Origin of the sequence: Luteibacter aegosomatissinici, from assembly GCF_023078495.1 — a bacterium.
In the GTDB taxonomy this organism is placed as follows: domain Bacteria; phylum Pseudomonadota; class Gammaproteobacteria; order Xanthomonadales; family Rhodanobacteraceae; genus Luteibacter; species Luteibacter aegosomatissinici.
The window spans coordinates 4,283,963-4,297,500 of the sequence record NZ_CP095742.1 but is presented as its reverse complement, the minus strand read 5'-3'; the positions used below and the strand labels follow the sequence as shown (position 1 = coordinate 4,297,500).

Sequence of the window (13,538 nt, the reverse complement as noted above, 5' to 3'; positions counted from 1 at the left end):
GGGTAGAGCACTGTTATGGCTAGGGGGTCATTGAGACTTACCAAACCATGGCAAACTCCGAATACCAGGACATGCTACACGGGAGACACACGGCGGGTGCTAACGTCCGTCGTGAAAAGGGAAACAACCCAGACCCGCAGCTAAGGTCCCAAAGTCATAGCTAAGTGGAAAACGATGTGGAAAGGCATAGACAGCCAGGAGGTTGGCTTAGAAGCAGCCACCCTTTAAAGAAAGCGTAATAGCTCACTGGTCGAGTCGGTCTGCGCGGAAGATTTAACGGGGCTAAGCTATGCACCGAAGCTCGGGGTGTACGGATTTTGATCCGTACGCGGTAGAGGAGCGTTCCGTAGGCCTGTGAAGGTGAGTCGTAAGGCTTGCTGGAGGTATCGGAAGTGCGAATGCTGACATGAGTAACGATAAGGGGGGTGAAAAGCCTCCCCGCCGAAAGCCCAAGGTTTCCTCGCGCAACGTTCATCGGCGCAGGGTGAGTCGGCCCCTAAGGCGAGGCAGAAATGCGTAGTCGATGGGAAGCAGGTTAATATTCCTGCACTTTTCTACAGTGCGATGTGGGGACGGAGAAGGTTAGGTCTACCAGGCGTTGGTTGTCCTGGGGAAAGGCGGTAGGCGGTGATCTTAGGCAAATCCGGGATCACATACGCCGAGCACCGAGACCAGTCCTATGAGGACGAAGTGACTGACACCACGCTTCCAGGAAAAGCCACTAAGCTTCAGCTGTAGAAAAACCGTACCGTAAACCGACACTGGTAGGCAGGGTGAGAATCCCAAGGCGCTTGAGAGAACTCGGGTGAAGGAACTAGGCAAAATGGCACCGTAACTTCGGGAGAAGGTGCGCCCTTTGGTGTGGTCACGTGCGTGACTGAGCATCGAAGGGTCGCAGTAACCTGGCCGCTGCGACTGTTTATCAAAAACACAGCACTCTGCAAACACGAAAGTGGACGTATAGGGTGTGACGCCTGCCCGGTGCTGGAAGGTTAATTGATGGGGTCAGCCGCAAGGCGAAGCTCTTGATCGAAGCCCCAGTAAACGGCGGCCGTAACTATAACGGTCCTAAGGTAGCGAAATTCCTTGTCGGGTAAGTTCCGACCTGCACGAATGGCGTAACGACAGCGGCGCTGTCTCCACCCGAGACTCAGTGAAATTGAAATCGCTGTGAAGATGCAGCGTTCCCGCGGCAAGACGGAAAGACCCCGTGAACCTTTACTATAGCTTTACACTGAACGTTGAGTTCTTCTGTGTAGGATAGGTGGGAGGCTATGAAACCGAGACGCTAGTTTCGGTGGAGCCATCCTTGAAATACCACCCTGAAGTGCTTGACGTTCTAACCTAGGTCCGTAATCCGGATCGGGGACCGTGTATGGTGGGTAGTTTGACTGGGGCGGTCTCCTCCCAAAGAGTAACGGAGGAGCACGAAGGTACGCTCAGCGCGGTCGGACATCGCGCACTGTGTGCAAAGGCATAAGCGTGCTTGACTGCGAGATCGACGGATCAAGCAGGTACGAAAGTAGGTCTTAGTGATCCGGTGGTTCTGTATGGAAGGGCCATCGCTCAACGGATAAAAGGTACTCCGGGGATAACAGGCTGATACCGCCCAAGAGTTCATATCGACGGCGGTGTTTGGCACCTCGATGTCGGCTCATCACATCCTGGGGCTGTAGCCGGTCCCAAGGGTATGGCTGTTCGCCATTTAAAGTGGTACGCGAGCTGGGTTCAGAACGTCGTGAGACAGTTCGGTCCCTATCTGTCGTGGGCGTTGGAGATTTGAGAGGGGCTGCTCCTAGTACGAGAGGACCGGAGTGGACGTTCCGCTGGTGTTCGGGTTGTCATGCCCATGGCATTGCCCGGTAGCTATGAACGGAAGCGATAACCGCTGAAAGCATCTAAGCGGGAAGCGCGCCTCAAGATGAGATCTCCCGAGAGCTAGACTCTCCTTAAGGCACCATCAAGACTAGGTGGTTGATAGGCACGGTGTGGAAGTGCAGCAATGCATTGAGCTTACGTGTACTAATGAGCCGTGAGGCTTGACCATATAACCCCAAGACGCTTCACCGTCTTAACTCTTATAAGCTCGATCCGAATCAAACCCGGACGCTTGTCACTCGTTTACACCCTCTGTGGAGCCGGCGCTCAAGGCGCTGCTCCCACCCCTTCCCTGGCGGCTATAGCGGCGTGGTCCCACCTGATCCCATCCCGAACTCAGAAGTGAAACGCGCATGCGCCGATGGTAGTGTGGCTCAAGCCATGCAAGAGTAGGTCACCGCCAGGGGCTTTATCCTAGAAGGCCTCCCCAACCGGGGAGGCCTTCGTCTTTTGTAAAACCCGGTCTCAATGAGGCCGGGTTTTTTCTTGCCCGCAATTTACCCAACCGCTCCTGTAGGAGCCCACCCTGTGGGCGACATCTCCTCGCCCAAACCCCCCATCCCCCCGCGACTCCCTGTCGCGCACAGGGTGCGCTCCTACACCGCGGTTGCGGGGTTTGGTCGACGGTTGGTGGGCGGTTTGGTTCAAGACAGCGTGCGGCTGGGCTACTCTTACGTTTATGACAACGGATCTCCGCCTCAACCGCCGCCAGGAAGAACTCATCGCGATCGTCCAGCGCGAAGGCTTCGTGGCCGTCGATGAGCTGGCCACGCACTTCGACGTGGCGCCGCAGACCATTCGCCGCGATCTCAACCTGCTTGCCGATGGCGGCCTCATCCGCCGTTACCACGGCGGCGTCAGTGCACCCTCAAGCATTGAGAACGTGGCGTACGCCGCGCGCCAGACCCTGCAGGCCGCGGAGAAGAACCGGATCGCCCAGGCGATCGCGCGGCACATCCCCGATGGCTCGTCGCTCTTCATCAATCTGGGCACGACCAACGAGGGCGTGGGCCGGGCATTGCTCGAGCACCGCAACCTTCGCGTCATTACCAACAACCTCAATATCGCCATCCTGCTCAGCGACAACCCGACCTTCGAGGTCATCGTCGCCGGCGGGGTGGTGCGCGGTCGCGACCATGGCGTGACCGGCGAAGCCACGATCGAGCTCATCCGCCAGTTCAAGGTGGACTACGGCATCATCGGTATCTCCGGCATCGAGCTCGACGGCACCTTGCTCGACTTCGATTTCCACGAAGTCCGTGTCGCCCAGACCATCATCGATCATTCCCGCCAGGTCATCCTGGGCGCGGACCACACCAAGATCGGGCGTAACGCCATGGTCCGCCTGGGCGATTTCTCCCGTGTCGATGCCTGGTACACCGACAAGCAGCCACCCGACGAGCTGATGCCCGTGCTGGCCGCCTCAGGCACCCAGCTGCACATCGCTGAGTAATCCATCCCTATTTACGCTGCATTGCAGCGTGCGATGTTCGTTTGTGTTCGAATATGCTCCTTTGACGCCAGCGAAGCGTGACACGCAGTGTGAAATGTTCGTTATCGCGCAAGGATGCCGCTGAAAATCGTAAAAACGAACGTACCCGAGCGTAGGGTTTTTCCTCGTGCAGCCACCTTCGCCCCTACCGAGCGGAGCGTGTGATGGTTGAGCAGGTCGATGTCCTGGTGATTGGTGGTGGCGTGAACGGCGTGGGCATTGCCCGCGACGCAGTAGGACGTGGCCTTTCGGTATGGCTGTGCGAGCGCGATGACCTCGCATCCCATACATCCAGTGCCGCCACCAAACTGATCCACGGTGGCCTTCGCTATCTCGAACAGTTTGAGTTTGCGCTGGTAGGCAAAGCACTCGCCGAGCGCGAAGTGCTGCTACGCGCCGCGCCACACATCATCTGGCCGCTGCGTTTTGTCTTGCCGCACCAGCCGCATCTGCGCCCCGCGTGGATGATCCGCATCGGCCTGTTCCTCTACGATCACCTCGGTCGGGGCCGCCGTACCCTGCCAGGTTCGCGCCGCGTACGCTTCGGCAAGCATGTCACCGGCGAACCGCTGCGCAGTGAGTTCACCCAGGGCTTCGTCTACTCCGATGCCTGGGTGCAGGACGCGCGCCTGGTGGTGCTCAATGCCATGGATGCCGTGCACCGCGGCGCGAAGATCGAAACGCACACCAAGTGCGTCAGCGCACGGCGGGATGGCGACAGCTGGGTCGCCGAGCTTGAGAAGCGCGACGGTACCCGCCACTTCGTTCGCGCACGCGCGCTGGTGAACGCCGCAGGCCCCTGGGCCGCGAGCTTCCTCGATGACGTCGCGCACGTGAAGCACAGCCACACCCTGCGCCTGATCAAGGGCAGCCACATCGTGGTGCCGAAGATCTTCGATCACCGCTACGCGTACATCTTCCAGCAGCCTGATCGCCGCATCGTGTTCGCCATCCCCTACGAGCGCGACTTCACCCTGATCGGCACCACCGATATCGAATACAAGGCCGATCCCTCGCACCCGGTCATCGATGCCGAGGAAACCCAATACCTGTGCGAGGCGGCCAACCGTTACTTCAAGAAGCAGCTCACCCCGGCCGACGTCGTCTGGAGCTACAGCGGTGTGCGCCCGCTCCTGCAGGATGAAGCGGGCAGCGCCTCGGAAGTCACGCGCGATTACCTGCTCGATATCGACCAGACCGGTGGCGCACCCTTGTTGAACGTCTTCGGTGGCAAGCTCACCACGTTCCGCAAGCTGTCCGAAGAGGCGATCGACAAGCTGGCCCCGTTGCTCGGGAACGACAAGCCCGCCTGGACGGCCGATGCCCGGCCGCTTCCTGGTGGCGGTGAGCGCGATATCGATGCGCTCACTGACGATATCCGTTCATCGCGCCCCTGGCTGCCGGAAACCTTCGCCTGGCGCCTGACCCACATGTACGGCACCCGCGCACGCGATCTGCTCGGCGAAGCGAATGGGCTTGAAGCACTGGGCACGCATTTCGGTTCCGACCTTTACCAGGCCGAAGTGGATTACCTCGTACGTCACGAGTGGGCCACGGAAGCCGAGGATATCCTCTGGCGGCGTAGCAAGATCGGCCTGCGCGTGAGCGCCGACGATGTGCGCCGCCTTACTGACTACCTCAAACAACGGGTCCCGCAAGGGCCAACCACCACCCCGTAACGCCCCCGGGCGCTACGCACCATGAAACCGATGGAGAGACGGATCATGCGGCAACAGATCGGCGAACTGATATCAGAAGCCCTCGCGATGTTCATCATCATCGCGTTCGGCGATTCCGTAGCGTGCATGTACGTGCTCTACGATCCCAGTCCCTACCTCAACGCGTATTGGGGTGTGTGTATCGCGTGGGGCCTGGCCGTCACCATTGCGATCTACGCGACCGCCTCGGTTTCCGGTACCCATGCGAACCCCGCGGTAACACTGGCCCTGGCCATCTTCCGCGACTTCTCGTGGAAGAAAGTGGTGCCGTACTGGATCGCCCAGGTGATTGGCGCGTTCCTCGGCGCGGCCATCGTGTACGCCCTGTTCGGGCCGGTCATCGATCACTTCAACGAAACGCACAACCTCACTCGCGAGGCAGGCGGCGCGGCCGGTGTGTTCTTCACCCACCCGGGCCTGGCGATCACCCCGATGCACGCGTTGTCCGATCAGATCATCCTGACCGCCTTCCTGCTGTTCGGCATCTTCGCCATCACCGAGCAGTACAACGAGACCGCGCCGGGCGCCAACAGCGGCGCGCTGATCATCGGCCTGCTGGTCGCCACGATCGGTGCCTCCATGGGTTACCTCGAAGCCTGGGCGATCAACCCGGCCCGTGATTTCGGCCCGCGCCTGTTCGCTTACTTCGCCGGCTGGGGTCCTTCGGCGCTGCCTTCACCGGATAACTACTGGTGGGTGCCCATCGTCGGCCCGCTGATCGGCGGTGTCGTCGGCGGTGGCGCGTACCAGCTGCTTGTGCATCCGTTCCTGCCGGCCCGCCAGCGTGCGCTCGAAGAGGCGCGCCAGGCGGCGAACCGCAATTCTTCCAACCCCACCCGTTAACAGAGGCCAGAGATGAGCAAGCAGAAGTACATCCTCGCCATCGACCAGGGCACGACCAGCTCGCGTACCATCCTGTTCGATCACGACGGCAACATCGCCGGCACTGCGCAGCGCGAGTTCCCGCAGATCTTCCCGCAGCCGGGCTGGGTGGAACACAACCCGCGCGAGATCATGACCAGCGTGCTGTCGACCATGACCGAGGTCATCAGCAGCTCCGGCATCGATGCCTCGTGTATCGAAGGCATCGGCATCACCAACCAGCGTGAAACCGCGGTGGTGTGGGACAAGGCCACGGGCCAGCCGATCTACAACGCCATCGTGTGGCAGTCGCGGCAGACCGCCGACATCTGCGAGCGGCTGAAGAAGGAAGGCCACGACAAGATGGTCCGTGACAAAACGGGCCTGCTGATCGATGCGTACTTCGCCGGCACCAAGGTGCGCTGGATCCTCGATCACGTGGAGGGCGCGCAGGAGCGGGCGGAGAAGGGCGAGCTGCTGTTCGGCACCATCGATACCTGGGTGATCTGGAACCTCACCGGCGGCAAGGTACACGTCACCGATTACACCAACGCCTCGCGCACGCTCATGTACAACATCTATGAGCGGAAATGGGACGACGAGCTGCTGAAGATGCTCAACGTACCCAAGGCCATGTTGCCGGAAGTGAAGTCGTCCAGCGAAGTGTATGGCAACACGCAGGCCAAGCATTTCTTTGGCCGTGAAGTACCGATCGCCGGTGTCGCCGGTGACCAGCAGGCGGCACTGTTCGGCCAGGCCTGTTTCGAGCCGGGCCTGGCGAAGAACACCTACGGTACCGGTTGCTTCATGCTGATGAACACCGGTGAGAAAGCCGTCCCATCGAAGAACGGCCTGCTCACCACCATCGCGTGGGGGCTGGACGGCAAGGTGGAATATGCGCTGGAAGGCAGCATCTTCGTCGCCGGCTCCGTGATCCAGTGGCTGCGTGATGGCCTGCGCATGCTGGGCAAAGCCTCGGATTCACAGCAGTACGCCGAACGTGCCAAAGATAACGATGGCGTGTACTTCGTACCCGCATTTGTTGGCCTGGGTGCACCGTACTGGAAGAGCGATGTGCGCGGCGCGGTGTTTGGCCTTAGCCGCGGCACCACGAAGGAGCAGTTCATTCGCGCCGCGCTCGAATCCATGGCCTACCAGACCCGTGATGTACTCGAGGCAATGCAGAGCGATTCGGGCATCAGCCTGAAGGAACTGCGTGCCGATGGCGGTGCCATCGCCAACGACTTCATGGCCCAGTTCCAGGCCGATATCCTCGACGTGACCCTGCTGCGCCCGAAGGTGCAGGAGACAACCGCCCAGGGTGCCGCCTACCTCGCCGGTCTCGCCGTCGGCTTCTGGAGCAGCAAGGAAGACATCGCCAAGCGATGGGCGGTCGATCGTGAGTTCAAACCCTCGATGACGAAGGAAACCCGTGACGATCTGTACGACGGCTGGAAGCAGGCGGTGAACGCCACGATGGGCTTCAAGCCCCGCAACTAAGAATCGCCGATTCCTGTAGAAGCGCGCTTGCGCGCGATGTGGGTTACCGCAAACCCCATCGCGCGCAAGCGCGCTCCTACCGGGGGGCATGTCGCCACGGCAAACGGCGGGCACAAAAAAGGGGGCGGCGCATTGCTGCGCCGCCCCCTTTTTTTAAGGCTTATCAGCCCAGCTTGTAACCGAACTGATCTTCAAATTCAGCGACGAACTGGTCGTAAGTGAAGAACTGGTTCTGCGTGCCCGGGTGCTCGACCTTCAACGCACCCATCAGCGATGCCATGCGGCCCACGGTGGCCCAGTCGTAGTTCTTCATGATGCCGAAGATGAGGCCGGCGCGATACGCATCGCCGCAACCGGTCGGATCGACGACCTGGCGCTCGCGGGCCGGCGGGATCTCGATCGTGCTGCCATCGGCGTAGATGAGCGAGCCGCGCGGGCCAAGCGTCACGATGTACGCCTTCACCTTCGAGGCGATCTCTTCCGCGTTCCAACCGGTGCGCTGCTGCAGCAGCTGCGACTCGTAGTCGTTGACGATGACGTAGGTCGCCTTCTCGATCATCGAGCGGAACTCTTCGCCGTTGAACAGCGGCATGGCCTGGCCCGGATCGAAGATGAAGGGCACGCCGCGCGCTGCGAATTCATCCACGTGCTGCAGCATGGCTTCGCGGCCATCCGGCGCGACGATGCCGAACTCGTAATTCGGGATATCGCGCACGTGGTTGTCGTGCGCGTTCGACATGGCACCCGGGTGGAACGCCGTGATCTGGTTGTTATCCAGGTCGGTGGTGATGAAGCACTGCGGGGTGAACATGTCGTCGTACTGGCGCACGCCATCCAGGCGAATGCCGTGCTTTTCCATGTGCGCGCGGTACGGGGCGAAATCCTGGCCCACCGTCGCGACCGGCATCGGCTCGCCGCCGAGCAGCTTCAGGTTGTAGGCGATGTTGCCGGCGCAACCGCCGAACTCGCGGCGCATGGCCGGCACCAGGAACGACACATTCAGGATGTGCACCTGATCCGGAATGATGTGGTTCTTGAACTGGTCCTGGAACACCATGATGGTGTCATAGGCGAGCGATCCGCAGATTACGGCAGTCATCGTGTAAGCAACCCTGAAGAAAATAGGTAGGTCGTAGGAGCGCACCCTGTGCGCGACATCGTTACGCGATGACGCAGCAGGGCTTGTGGCTCTTCCGCGAACGGCGTCGCCCACAGGGTGGGCTCCTACAGCCGGACAGCGTCGCCCACGGGGGCGCCTACGGAAGTCGTGCCGGAGAGGGCTCCGGCAAACCGGCGGATCGTACTAAAAAATGCCCCGCCGGGCGACTCCCCCATTGCGTACAGATTTACGGGATCGGTACAGCATCCACTCGCATCATTCAGACTTACAAGGCTTTCTTAACTTCTCCGCCCTTGCGCCCCAAGGGGTCGCAATCTAGACTTCCGTGCTTACTTTTCCGGCTATCGGGCGCCCGCCGCATCATGTTTAAGAAGTTCCGCGGACTCTTTTCGAACGACATCTCCATCGATCTCGGCACGGCGAATACGCTCATTTATGTGCGTGGGCAGGGCATTGTCCTGAACGAACCGTCGGTGGTCGCCATTCGCCAGGACCGTGGTCCGGGCGGCCCGCGCGCGGTTGCCGCCGTGGGTGGCGATGCCAAGCGCATGCTGGGCCGTACCCCGGGCAATATCGCCACGGTGCGCCCCATGAAGGACGGCGTCATCGCCGACTTCACCATGACCGAGGCGATGCTCCAGCACTTCATCAAGCAGGTGCACCGCTCGCGCATGCTGCGCCCCAGCCCGCGCGTGCTGGTGTGCGTGCCCTGCGGCTCCACCCAGGTGGAACGCCGCGCCATCAAGGAATCGGCCGAAGGCGCCGGTGCCCGTGACGTCTTCCTGATCGAAGAGCCGATGGCGGCCGCGATCGGTGCCGGTATCCCGGTGCACGAGGCCCGCGGCTCCATGGTCCTCGATATCGGCGGCGGCACCTCCGAAGTGGCGGTCATCTCGCTGAACGGCATCGTGTACTCGCAGTCCGTGCGCGTCGGCGGCGATCGCTTCGACGAGGCCATCATCAACTACGTGCGCCGCAACCACGGCACCCTCATCGGTGAATCCACCGCCGAGCGGATCAAGCTCGAAGTGGGCTGCGCCTTCCCGCAGAGCGAAGTCCGCGAGATGGAAATCTCCGGCCGTAACCTCGCCGAGGGCGTGCCGCGCATGTTCTCGATCAACTCCAACGAGGTGCTGGAAGCCCTGCACGAGCCGCTCTCCGGCATCGTGGCGGCGGTGAAGGCCGCGCTGGAGCAGACCCCGCCGGAGCTGTGCTCCGACGTGGCCGAGCGCGGCATCGTGCTTACCGGCGGTGGCGCCCTGCTGCGCGACCTGGATCGCCTCATTTCCGAGGAAACCGGCCTGCACGTGGCCGTGGCCGATGACCCGCTCACCTGCGTGGCCCGCGGTGGCGGCAAGGCCCTGGAGATGATCGACCAGCACGGCAGCGATTTCTTCGCGTTCGAATGATGGACGCGCGCGCCGCGTCGGCCTGGGCGCGCTAATCCATGGCCCTTAATCGCGACGATAAGTCGCCGTTGTTCTCGCCCGGCGTGGCGGGCACCCTGCGGCTTATCGTGTACCTCGCGCTCGCCTGCGTGCTGATGGTCCTCGACCATCGCGGCGGGTGGCTGGCCAATGTGCGCTACGGCCTCTCCATCATCGTCGAGCCGGTGTATCGCATCGCTGGCCTGCCGTCGCAGGGTTTCCAGGCGGCGACGGTGGCGTTCGCCGATCGCCAGCGCCTCACCGAGGCCAACCAGCGCCTGCGCGAGGACCTGCTGCTGGCCAATGCCAAGCTCAACCGCATGGCGTCCGTGGCCGAGCAGAACCAGCGCCTGAAGGAACTGCTCGATACCCAGCACAGCCTCTCGCTCAACGTGCAGCTGGCCCGCCTGATCGGCGTGGACCTGGGCGCGTTCCGCCACCGCATCACGCTGAACGTGGGCGCGCGCGACCAGGTGAAGCCGGGGCAGGTGGTGATCGATGCGCGCGGCGTCATGGGCCAGATCATTGAAGTGATGCCGACCACCTCGGTCGCCATGCTGATCACCGACCCCAACCACGCCATTCCGGTGACCATCGAGCGCACCGGCCTGCGTACCGTGGCTTACGGCTCGCGCGGCGGCGACATGCTCACCTTGCCCAACATCCCGGTCTCGGCCGATGTACAGGCCGGCGACAAGCTGGTGACCTCCGGCCTGGGCGGCCGTTTCCCGACCGGCTTCCCGGTGGGCACCATCCGCGACGTGGGCCAGACCGCGTCGGGCACGTTCCTCTCAGCGAACGCCATGCCGGCCGCCGATCTGGATCGCAGCGAAGACGTCCTGCTCCTGCACGATCTGGCCGAACCGGCCGGCCCGCCCGAACTGGCGCCCAATGCCGGTCCGCCGGCCGACATGGCCCCGGACCCGAACGCACCGCCGAGCACGCCCGTACCTAACCCGACGCTGCCCAAGGTCACCGCACCCACGGCCAGCGGCGCGCCCGCGCGCGCTTCCACCAGCGCCACCGGGAGCACGCCATGAACAAGACCCGCGTACGCCAGCTCTGGTTTGCCGCCACGCTGCTGCTCTCGCTCGTGCTCATGCTGATCCCGCTGCCGGGCCCGCTGACGCCCTACAAGCCCTATTGGCCCGCGCTCGTGCTGCTGTACTGGTGCCTGCAATCGGGCGATCGCGTCACCCTGGGCCTGGCCTTCTGCCTGGGCGTGGGCGCCGATCTGTTCGATGGCATGCTGCTGGGCGAGCAGGCGCTGCGCCTTACCGCCATGGTGTTCATCGCGCTGCGTTTCCGCTCGCGCCTGCGCTTCTTCCCCATGTGGCAGCAGACCCTCGCCGTGCTCGGCTTCCTGCTCAACGATCGCGTGCTCCTGCTGCTGGTTCGCGTGCTCGGTGGCGATCCGCTGCCGCCGGCGGATTTCTGGATCTCGCCGTTCGTGGGCGCGGCGCTGTGGCCGTTCCTGTTCCTGATCCTCGATGACCTGCGTGCGCGCCTGCGCATCCACGAGGCATGAGCCGGCGGCGCGCCTCCATTAAGGAAATGCGCGGTGAGGTGGCGTTGTTCCGCCGCCGCGCCCTGGCTGGTTTCGCCCTGATCCTGCTCGGCCTCATCGCGGTGTGCACGCGCTACGTGTACCTGCAGGTGTACCACCACGATGAATTCGCGGCGCGTTCGGAGCAGAACCGGATCAAGCCGCGCGCGATCCCGCCGGCGCGCGGGCTTATCTACGATCGCAATGGCGTGCTGCTCGCCGACAACGTGCCGGCCTTCCGCCTGGAAGTGACGCCGGAACAGGTCGGCGACATGGACAAGATGCTCGCTGATCTCGGGGCCGTCGTGCCGCTCAGCGACGACGACATCACCCTGTTCAAGAAGCAGGTGAAGCAGAGCCGCCGGTTCGAAGGCGTCCCGCTGAAGCTCAAGCTCACCGAAGACGAGATCGGCCGCTTCGCCGTGAACCGCTGGCGCTTCCCCGGCGTGGACGTGGTGCCGTACCTCACCCGTCGTTACATGATGGGCCCCGAGTTCGCGCACGTGCTCGGCTACGTCAGCCGGATCGATGCCGATGACCTCGATCGCATGGACGATGACGAAGAGGCCAGCTACAAGGGCACCACGCACATCGGCCGGATCGGTATCGAACGTTCTTACGAAAAGCTCCTGCACGGCGCGCCGGGCTATGAGCTGGTCGAAGTGAACGCCGATGGCCGCACCCAGGCCGTACTGGATACCACGCCGCCCACGCCCGGCAAGAACCTCTACCTCTCGATCGATGTACGCCTGCAGAAGGCGGCGCTGGAAGGTCTCGCCGGCCGTCCTGGCGCGGCAATCGCCATCGATCCGCGCAATGGCCAGGTACTGGCCTTCGCGAGCTACCCCACGTTCGATCCCAACCTGTTCGTCAACGGCATCAGCTCCGCGGACTACAAGTCGCTGACCACCGACCCGGACAAACCGCTGTACAACCGTGCGCTGCGCGGCGTGTACCCGCCGGGCTCCACGGTGAAGCCGCTGCTCGCGCTCGGTGGCCTTACCCTGGGCATCCGCCGCCCGAGCGATACGGTGTTTTCGAATGGCCAGTTCTGCATCCCGGGCCAGAGCCGCTGTTACCGCGATGACGACCGCGGCGGTAACGGCACGGTCAACATGATGCAGGCCATCGAAAAATCAACGAACACCTACTTCTACAAGCTCGCGCTCGACATGGGCATCGACCGGTTGTCCGCCTGGATGTCGAAGTTCAGCTTTGGCAGCAAAACCGGTATCGACCTGGTCGGCGAGGCCGAGGGCGTGTTGCCGTCGCGCGAGTGGAAGGCCACGCGCTCGAAGGCCGGCTGGTTCCCCGGCGAAACCATCATCGCGGGCATTGGCCAGGGTTACTGGGCGGTCACGCCGATCCAGCTGGCGCATGCGATCGCCACCTTTGCTGGGCATGGCATTCCGTACGCGCCACACCTGCTGATGGATACCCAGGATGGCGTGGATAGCCCGCGCGTGGCGCAATCGTTCCCGCCCGAAGGGCCGTCGATCGTCAAGCGCGATAGCGACTGGCAGGCCGTGAACCAGGGCATGATCGACGTGATCAACTCGGGCAAGGGTACCGGCAAGAAGCTGGGTATCGGCTTCCCGTTCGTCATGGCCGGCAAGAGCGGCACCGCCGAACGCTTCTCGCGTAAAACCGACGCCTACGACAACAACAAGAACTCCGCGTACCTGGCCAGCCGCCACCGCGCGTGGTTCATCGCGTATACGCCGGCGGATGATCCGAAGATCGCCGTGGCCGTGCTGCTGGAAGCCGGCGCCTGGGGCGCGCAGGATTCCGGCCCGATCGTGCGCAAGATCCTCGACCAGTGGGTGGTCGACCAGGGTGGTGCGCGGCCGGAAGAGTTGCCTGCCGGCCCGATCGCCACGTCCGATGCGCCGATCGAGAACGCACCCGCCAGCGCCAGCAGCGTGCAGGGCGCGCAGCCCGCGCCGGCCGAAAGCAGCGAATTGCCGCCGGACGACAACGGCGAGGACCAGTAACC

General features: G+C 62.9%; 9 protein-coding genes and 2 rRNA genes (1 of these 11 cut by a window edge). 10 read left to right on the top strand and 1 reads right to left on the bottom strand.

The features are described from left to right. The 6 genes from L2Y97_RS19295 to glpK all read left to right on the top strand — a co-directional run. Positions 1 to 2,047 (top strand): 23S ribosomal RNA (locus L2Y97_RS19295); it begins 838 nt to the left of the window's first position. A 122-nt stretch (positions 2,048 to 2,169) separates the two neighbouring features. Further along, positions 2,170 to 2,284 (top strand): 5S ribosomal RNA (rrf, locus tag L2Y97_RS19290). A gap of 273 nt (positions 2,285 to 2,557) precedes the next feature. Then, a complete protein-coding gene (locus L2Y97_RS19285) occupies positions 2,558 to 3,331 on the top strand; it encodes a DeoR family transcriptional regulator (protein ID WP_247429860.1) in 774 nt (257 codons plus the stop codon). Positions 3,332 to 3,534: 203 nt separating this feature from the next. Next, positions 3,535 to 5,049 carry a glycerol-3-phosphate dehydrogenase gene (glpD, locus tag L2Y97_RS19280; RefSeq protein ID WP_247429859.1) on the top strand — a complete coding sequence of 505 codons (1,515 nt, stop codon included), beginning with the start codon at positions 3,535 to 3,537 and terminating at the stop codon, positions 5,047 to 5,049. Between the two features lie 42 nt (positions 5,050 to 5,091). Beyond that, on the top strand, positions 5,092 to 5,931 hold the full coding sequence (locus tag L2Y97_RS19275) for an MIP/aquaporin family protein (protein WP_247436914.1): 840 nt from the start codon (positions 5,092 to 5,094) through the stop codon (positions 5,929 to 5,931). 12 nt (positions 5,932 to 5,943) lie between these two features. Next, positions 5,944 to 7,449: a glycerol kinase GlpK gene (gene glpK, locus L2Y97_RS19270; protein ID WP_247429857.1), complete on the top strand. Its 1,506-nt coding sequence runs from the start codon at positions 5,944 to 5,946 to the stop codon at positions 7,447 to 7,449. A 163-nt stretch (positions 7,450 to 7,612) separates the two neighbouring features. On the opposite strand, the gene L2Y97_RS19265 is transcribed toward glpK, so the two are convergent. After that, positions 7,613 to 8,548 (bottom strand): carbohydrate kinase family protein, encoded by a 936-nt coding sequence (locus L2Y97_RS19265; RefSeq protein ID WP_247429855.1) that lies wholly within the window; start codon positions 8,546 to 8,548, stop codon positions 7,613 to 7,615. A 383-nt stretch (positions 8,549 to 8,931) separates the two neighbouring features. Here L2Y97_RS19265 and L2Y97_RS19260 point away from each other — a divergent pair, with 383 nt between their 5' ends. Genes L2Y97_RS19260 through mrdA form a run of 4 tightly spaced genes read left to right on the top strand, consistent with a single transcriptional unit; the run spans position 8,932 to position 13,536 of the window. Beyond that, positions 8,932 to 9,978, top strand: a complete 1,047-nt coding sequence (locus tag L2Y97_RS19260; RefSeq protein WP_247429854.1) for a rod shape-determining protein — start codon at positions 8,932 to 8,934, stop codon at positions 9,976 to 9,978. A gap of 38 nt (positions 9,979 to 10,016) precedes the next feature. Then, positions 10,017 to 11,036 carry a rod shape-determining protein MreC gene (mreC, locus tag L2Y97_RS19255; protein WP_247429852.1) on the top strand — a complete coding sequence of 340 codons (1,020 nt, stop codon included), beginning with the start codon at positions 10,017 to 10,019 and terminating at the stop codon, positions 11,034 to 11,036. Then, positions 11,033 to 11,524 (top strand): rod shape-determining protein MreD, encoded by a 492-nt coding sequence (gene mreD, locus L2Y97_RS19250; protein WP_247429850.1) that lies wholly within the window; start codon positions 11,033 to 11,035, stop codon positions 11,522 to 11,524. Before mreC ends, mreD begins: the two co-directional genes overlap by 4 nt. After that, positions 11,521 to 13,536 (top strand): penicillin-binding protein 2, encoded by a 2,016-nt coding sequence (gene mrdA, locus L2Y97_RS19245; protein WP_247429849.1) that lies wholly within the window; start codon positions 11,521 to 11,523, stop codon positions 13,534 to 13,536. Before mreD ends, mrdA begins: the two co-directional genes overlap by 4 nt. The last annotated feature ends 2 nt before the right edge of the window (positions 13,537 to 13,538 follow it).

Excerpts from the sequence above, each read along its gene's own strand:
- mreD (WP_247429850.1), top strand. The coding sequence starts at position 11,033 with ATGAACAAGACCCGCGTACGCCAGCTCTGGTTTGCCGCCACGCTGCTG.
- L2Y97_RS19285 (WP_247429860.1), top strand. The coding sequence starts at position 2,558 with ATGACAACGGATCTCCGCCTCAACCGCCGCCAGGAAGAACTCATCGCG.
- L2Y97_RS19260 (WP_247429854.1), top strand. The coding sequence starts at position 8,932 with ATGTTTAAGAAGTTCCGCGGACTCTTTTCGAACGACATCTCCATCGAT.
- glpD (WP_247429859.1), top strand. The coding sequence starts at position 3,535 with ATGGTTGAGCAGGTCGATGTCCTGGTGATTGGTGGTGGCGTGAACGGC.
- mrdA (WP_247429849.1), top strand. The coding sequence starts at position 11,521 with ATGAGCCGGCGGCGCGCCTCCATTAAGGAAATGCGCGGTGAGGTGGCG.
- glpK (WP_247429857.1), top strand. The coding sequence starts at position 5,944 with ATGAGCAAGCAGAAGTACATCCTCGCCATCGACCAGGGCACGACCAGC.
- L2Y97_RS19265 (WP_247429855.1), bottom strand. The coding sequence starts at position 8,548 with ATGACTGCCGTAATCTGCGGATCGCTCGCCTATGACACCATCATGGTG.
- mreC (WP_247429852.1), top strand. The coding sequence starts at position 10,017 with ATGGCCCTTAATCGCGACGATAAGTCGCCGTTGTTCTCGCCCGGCGTG.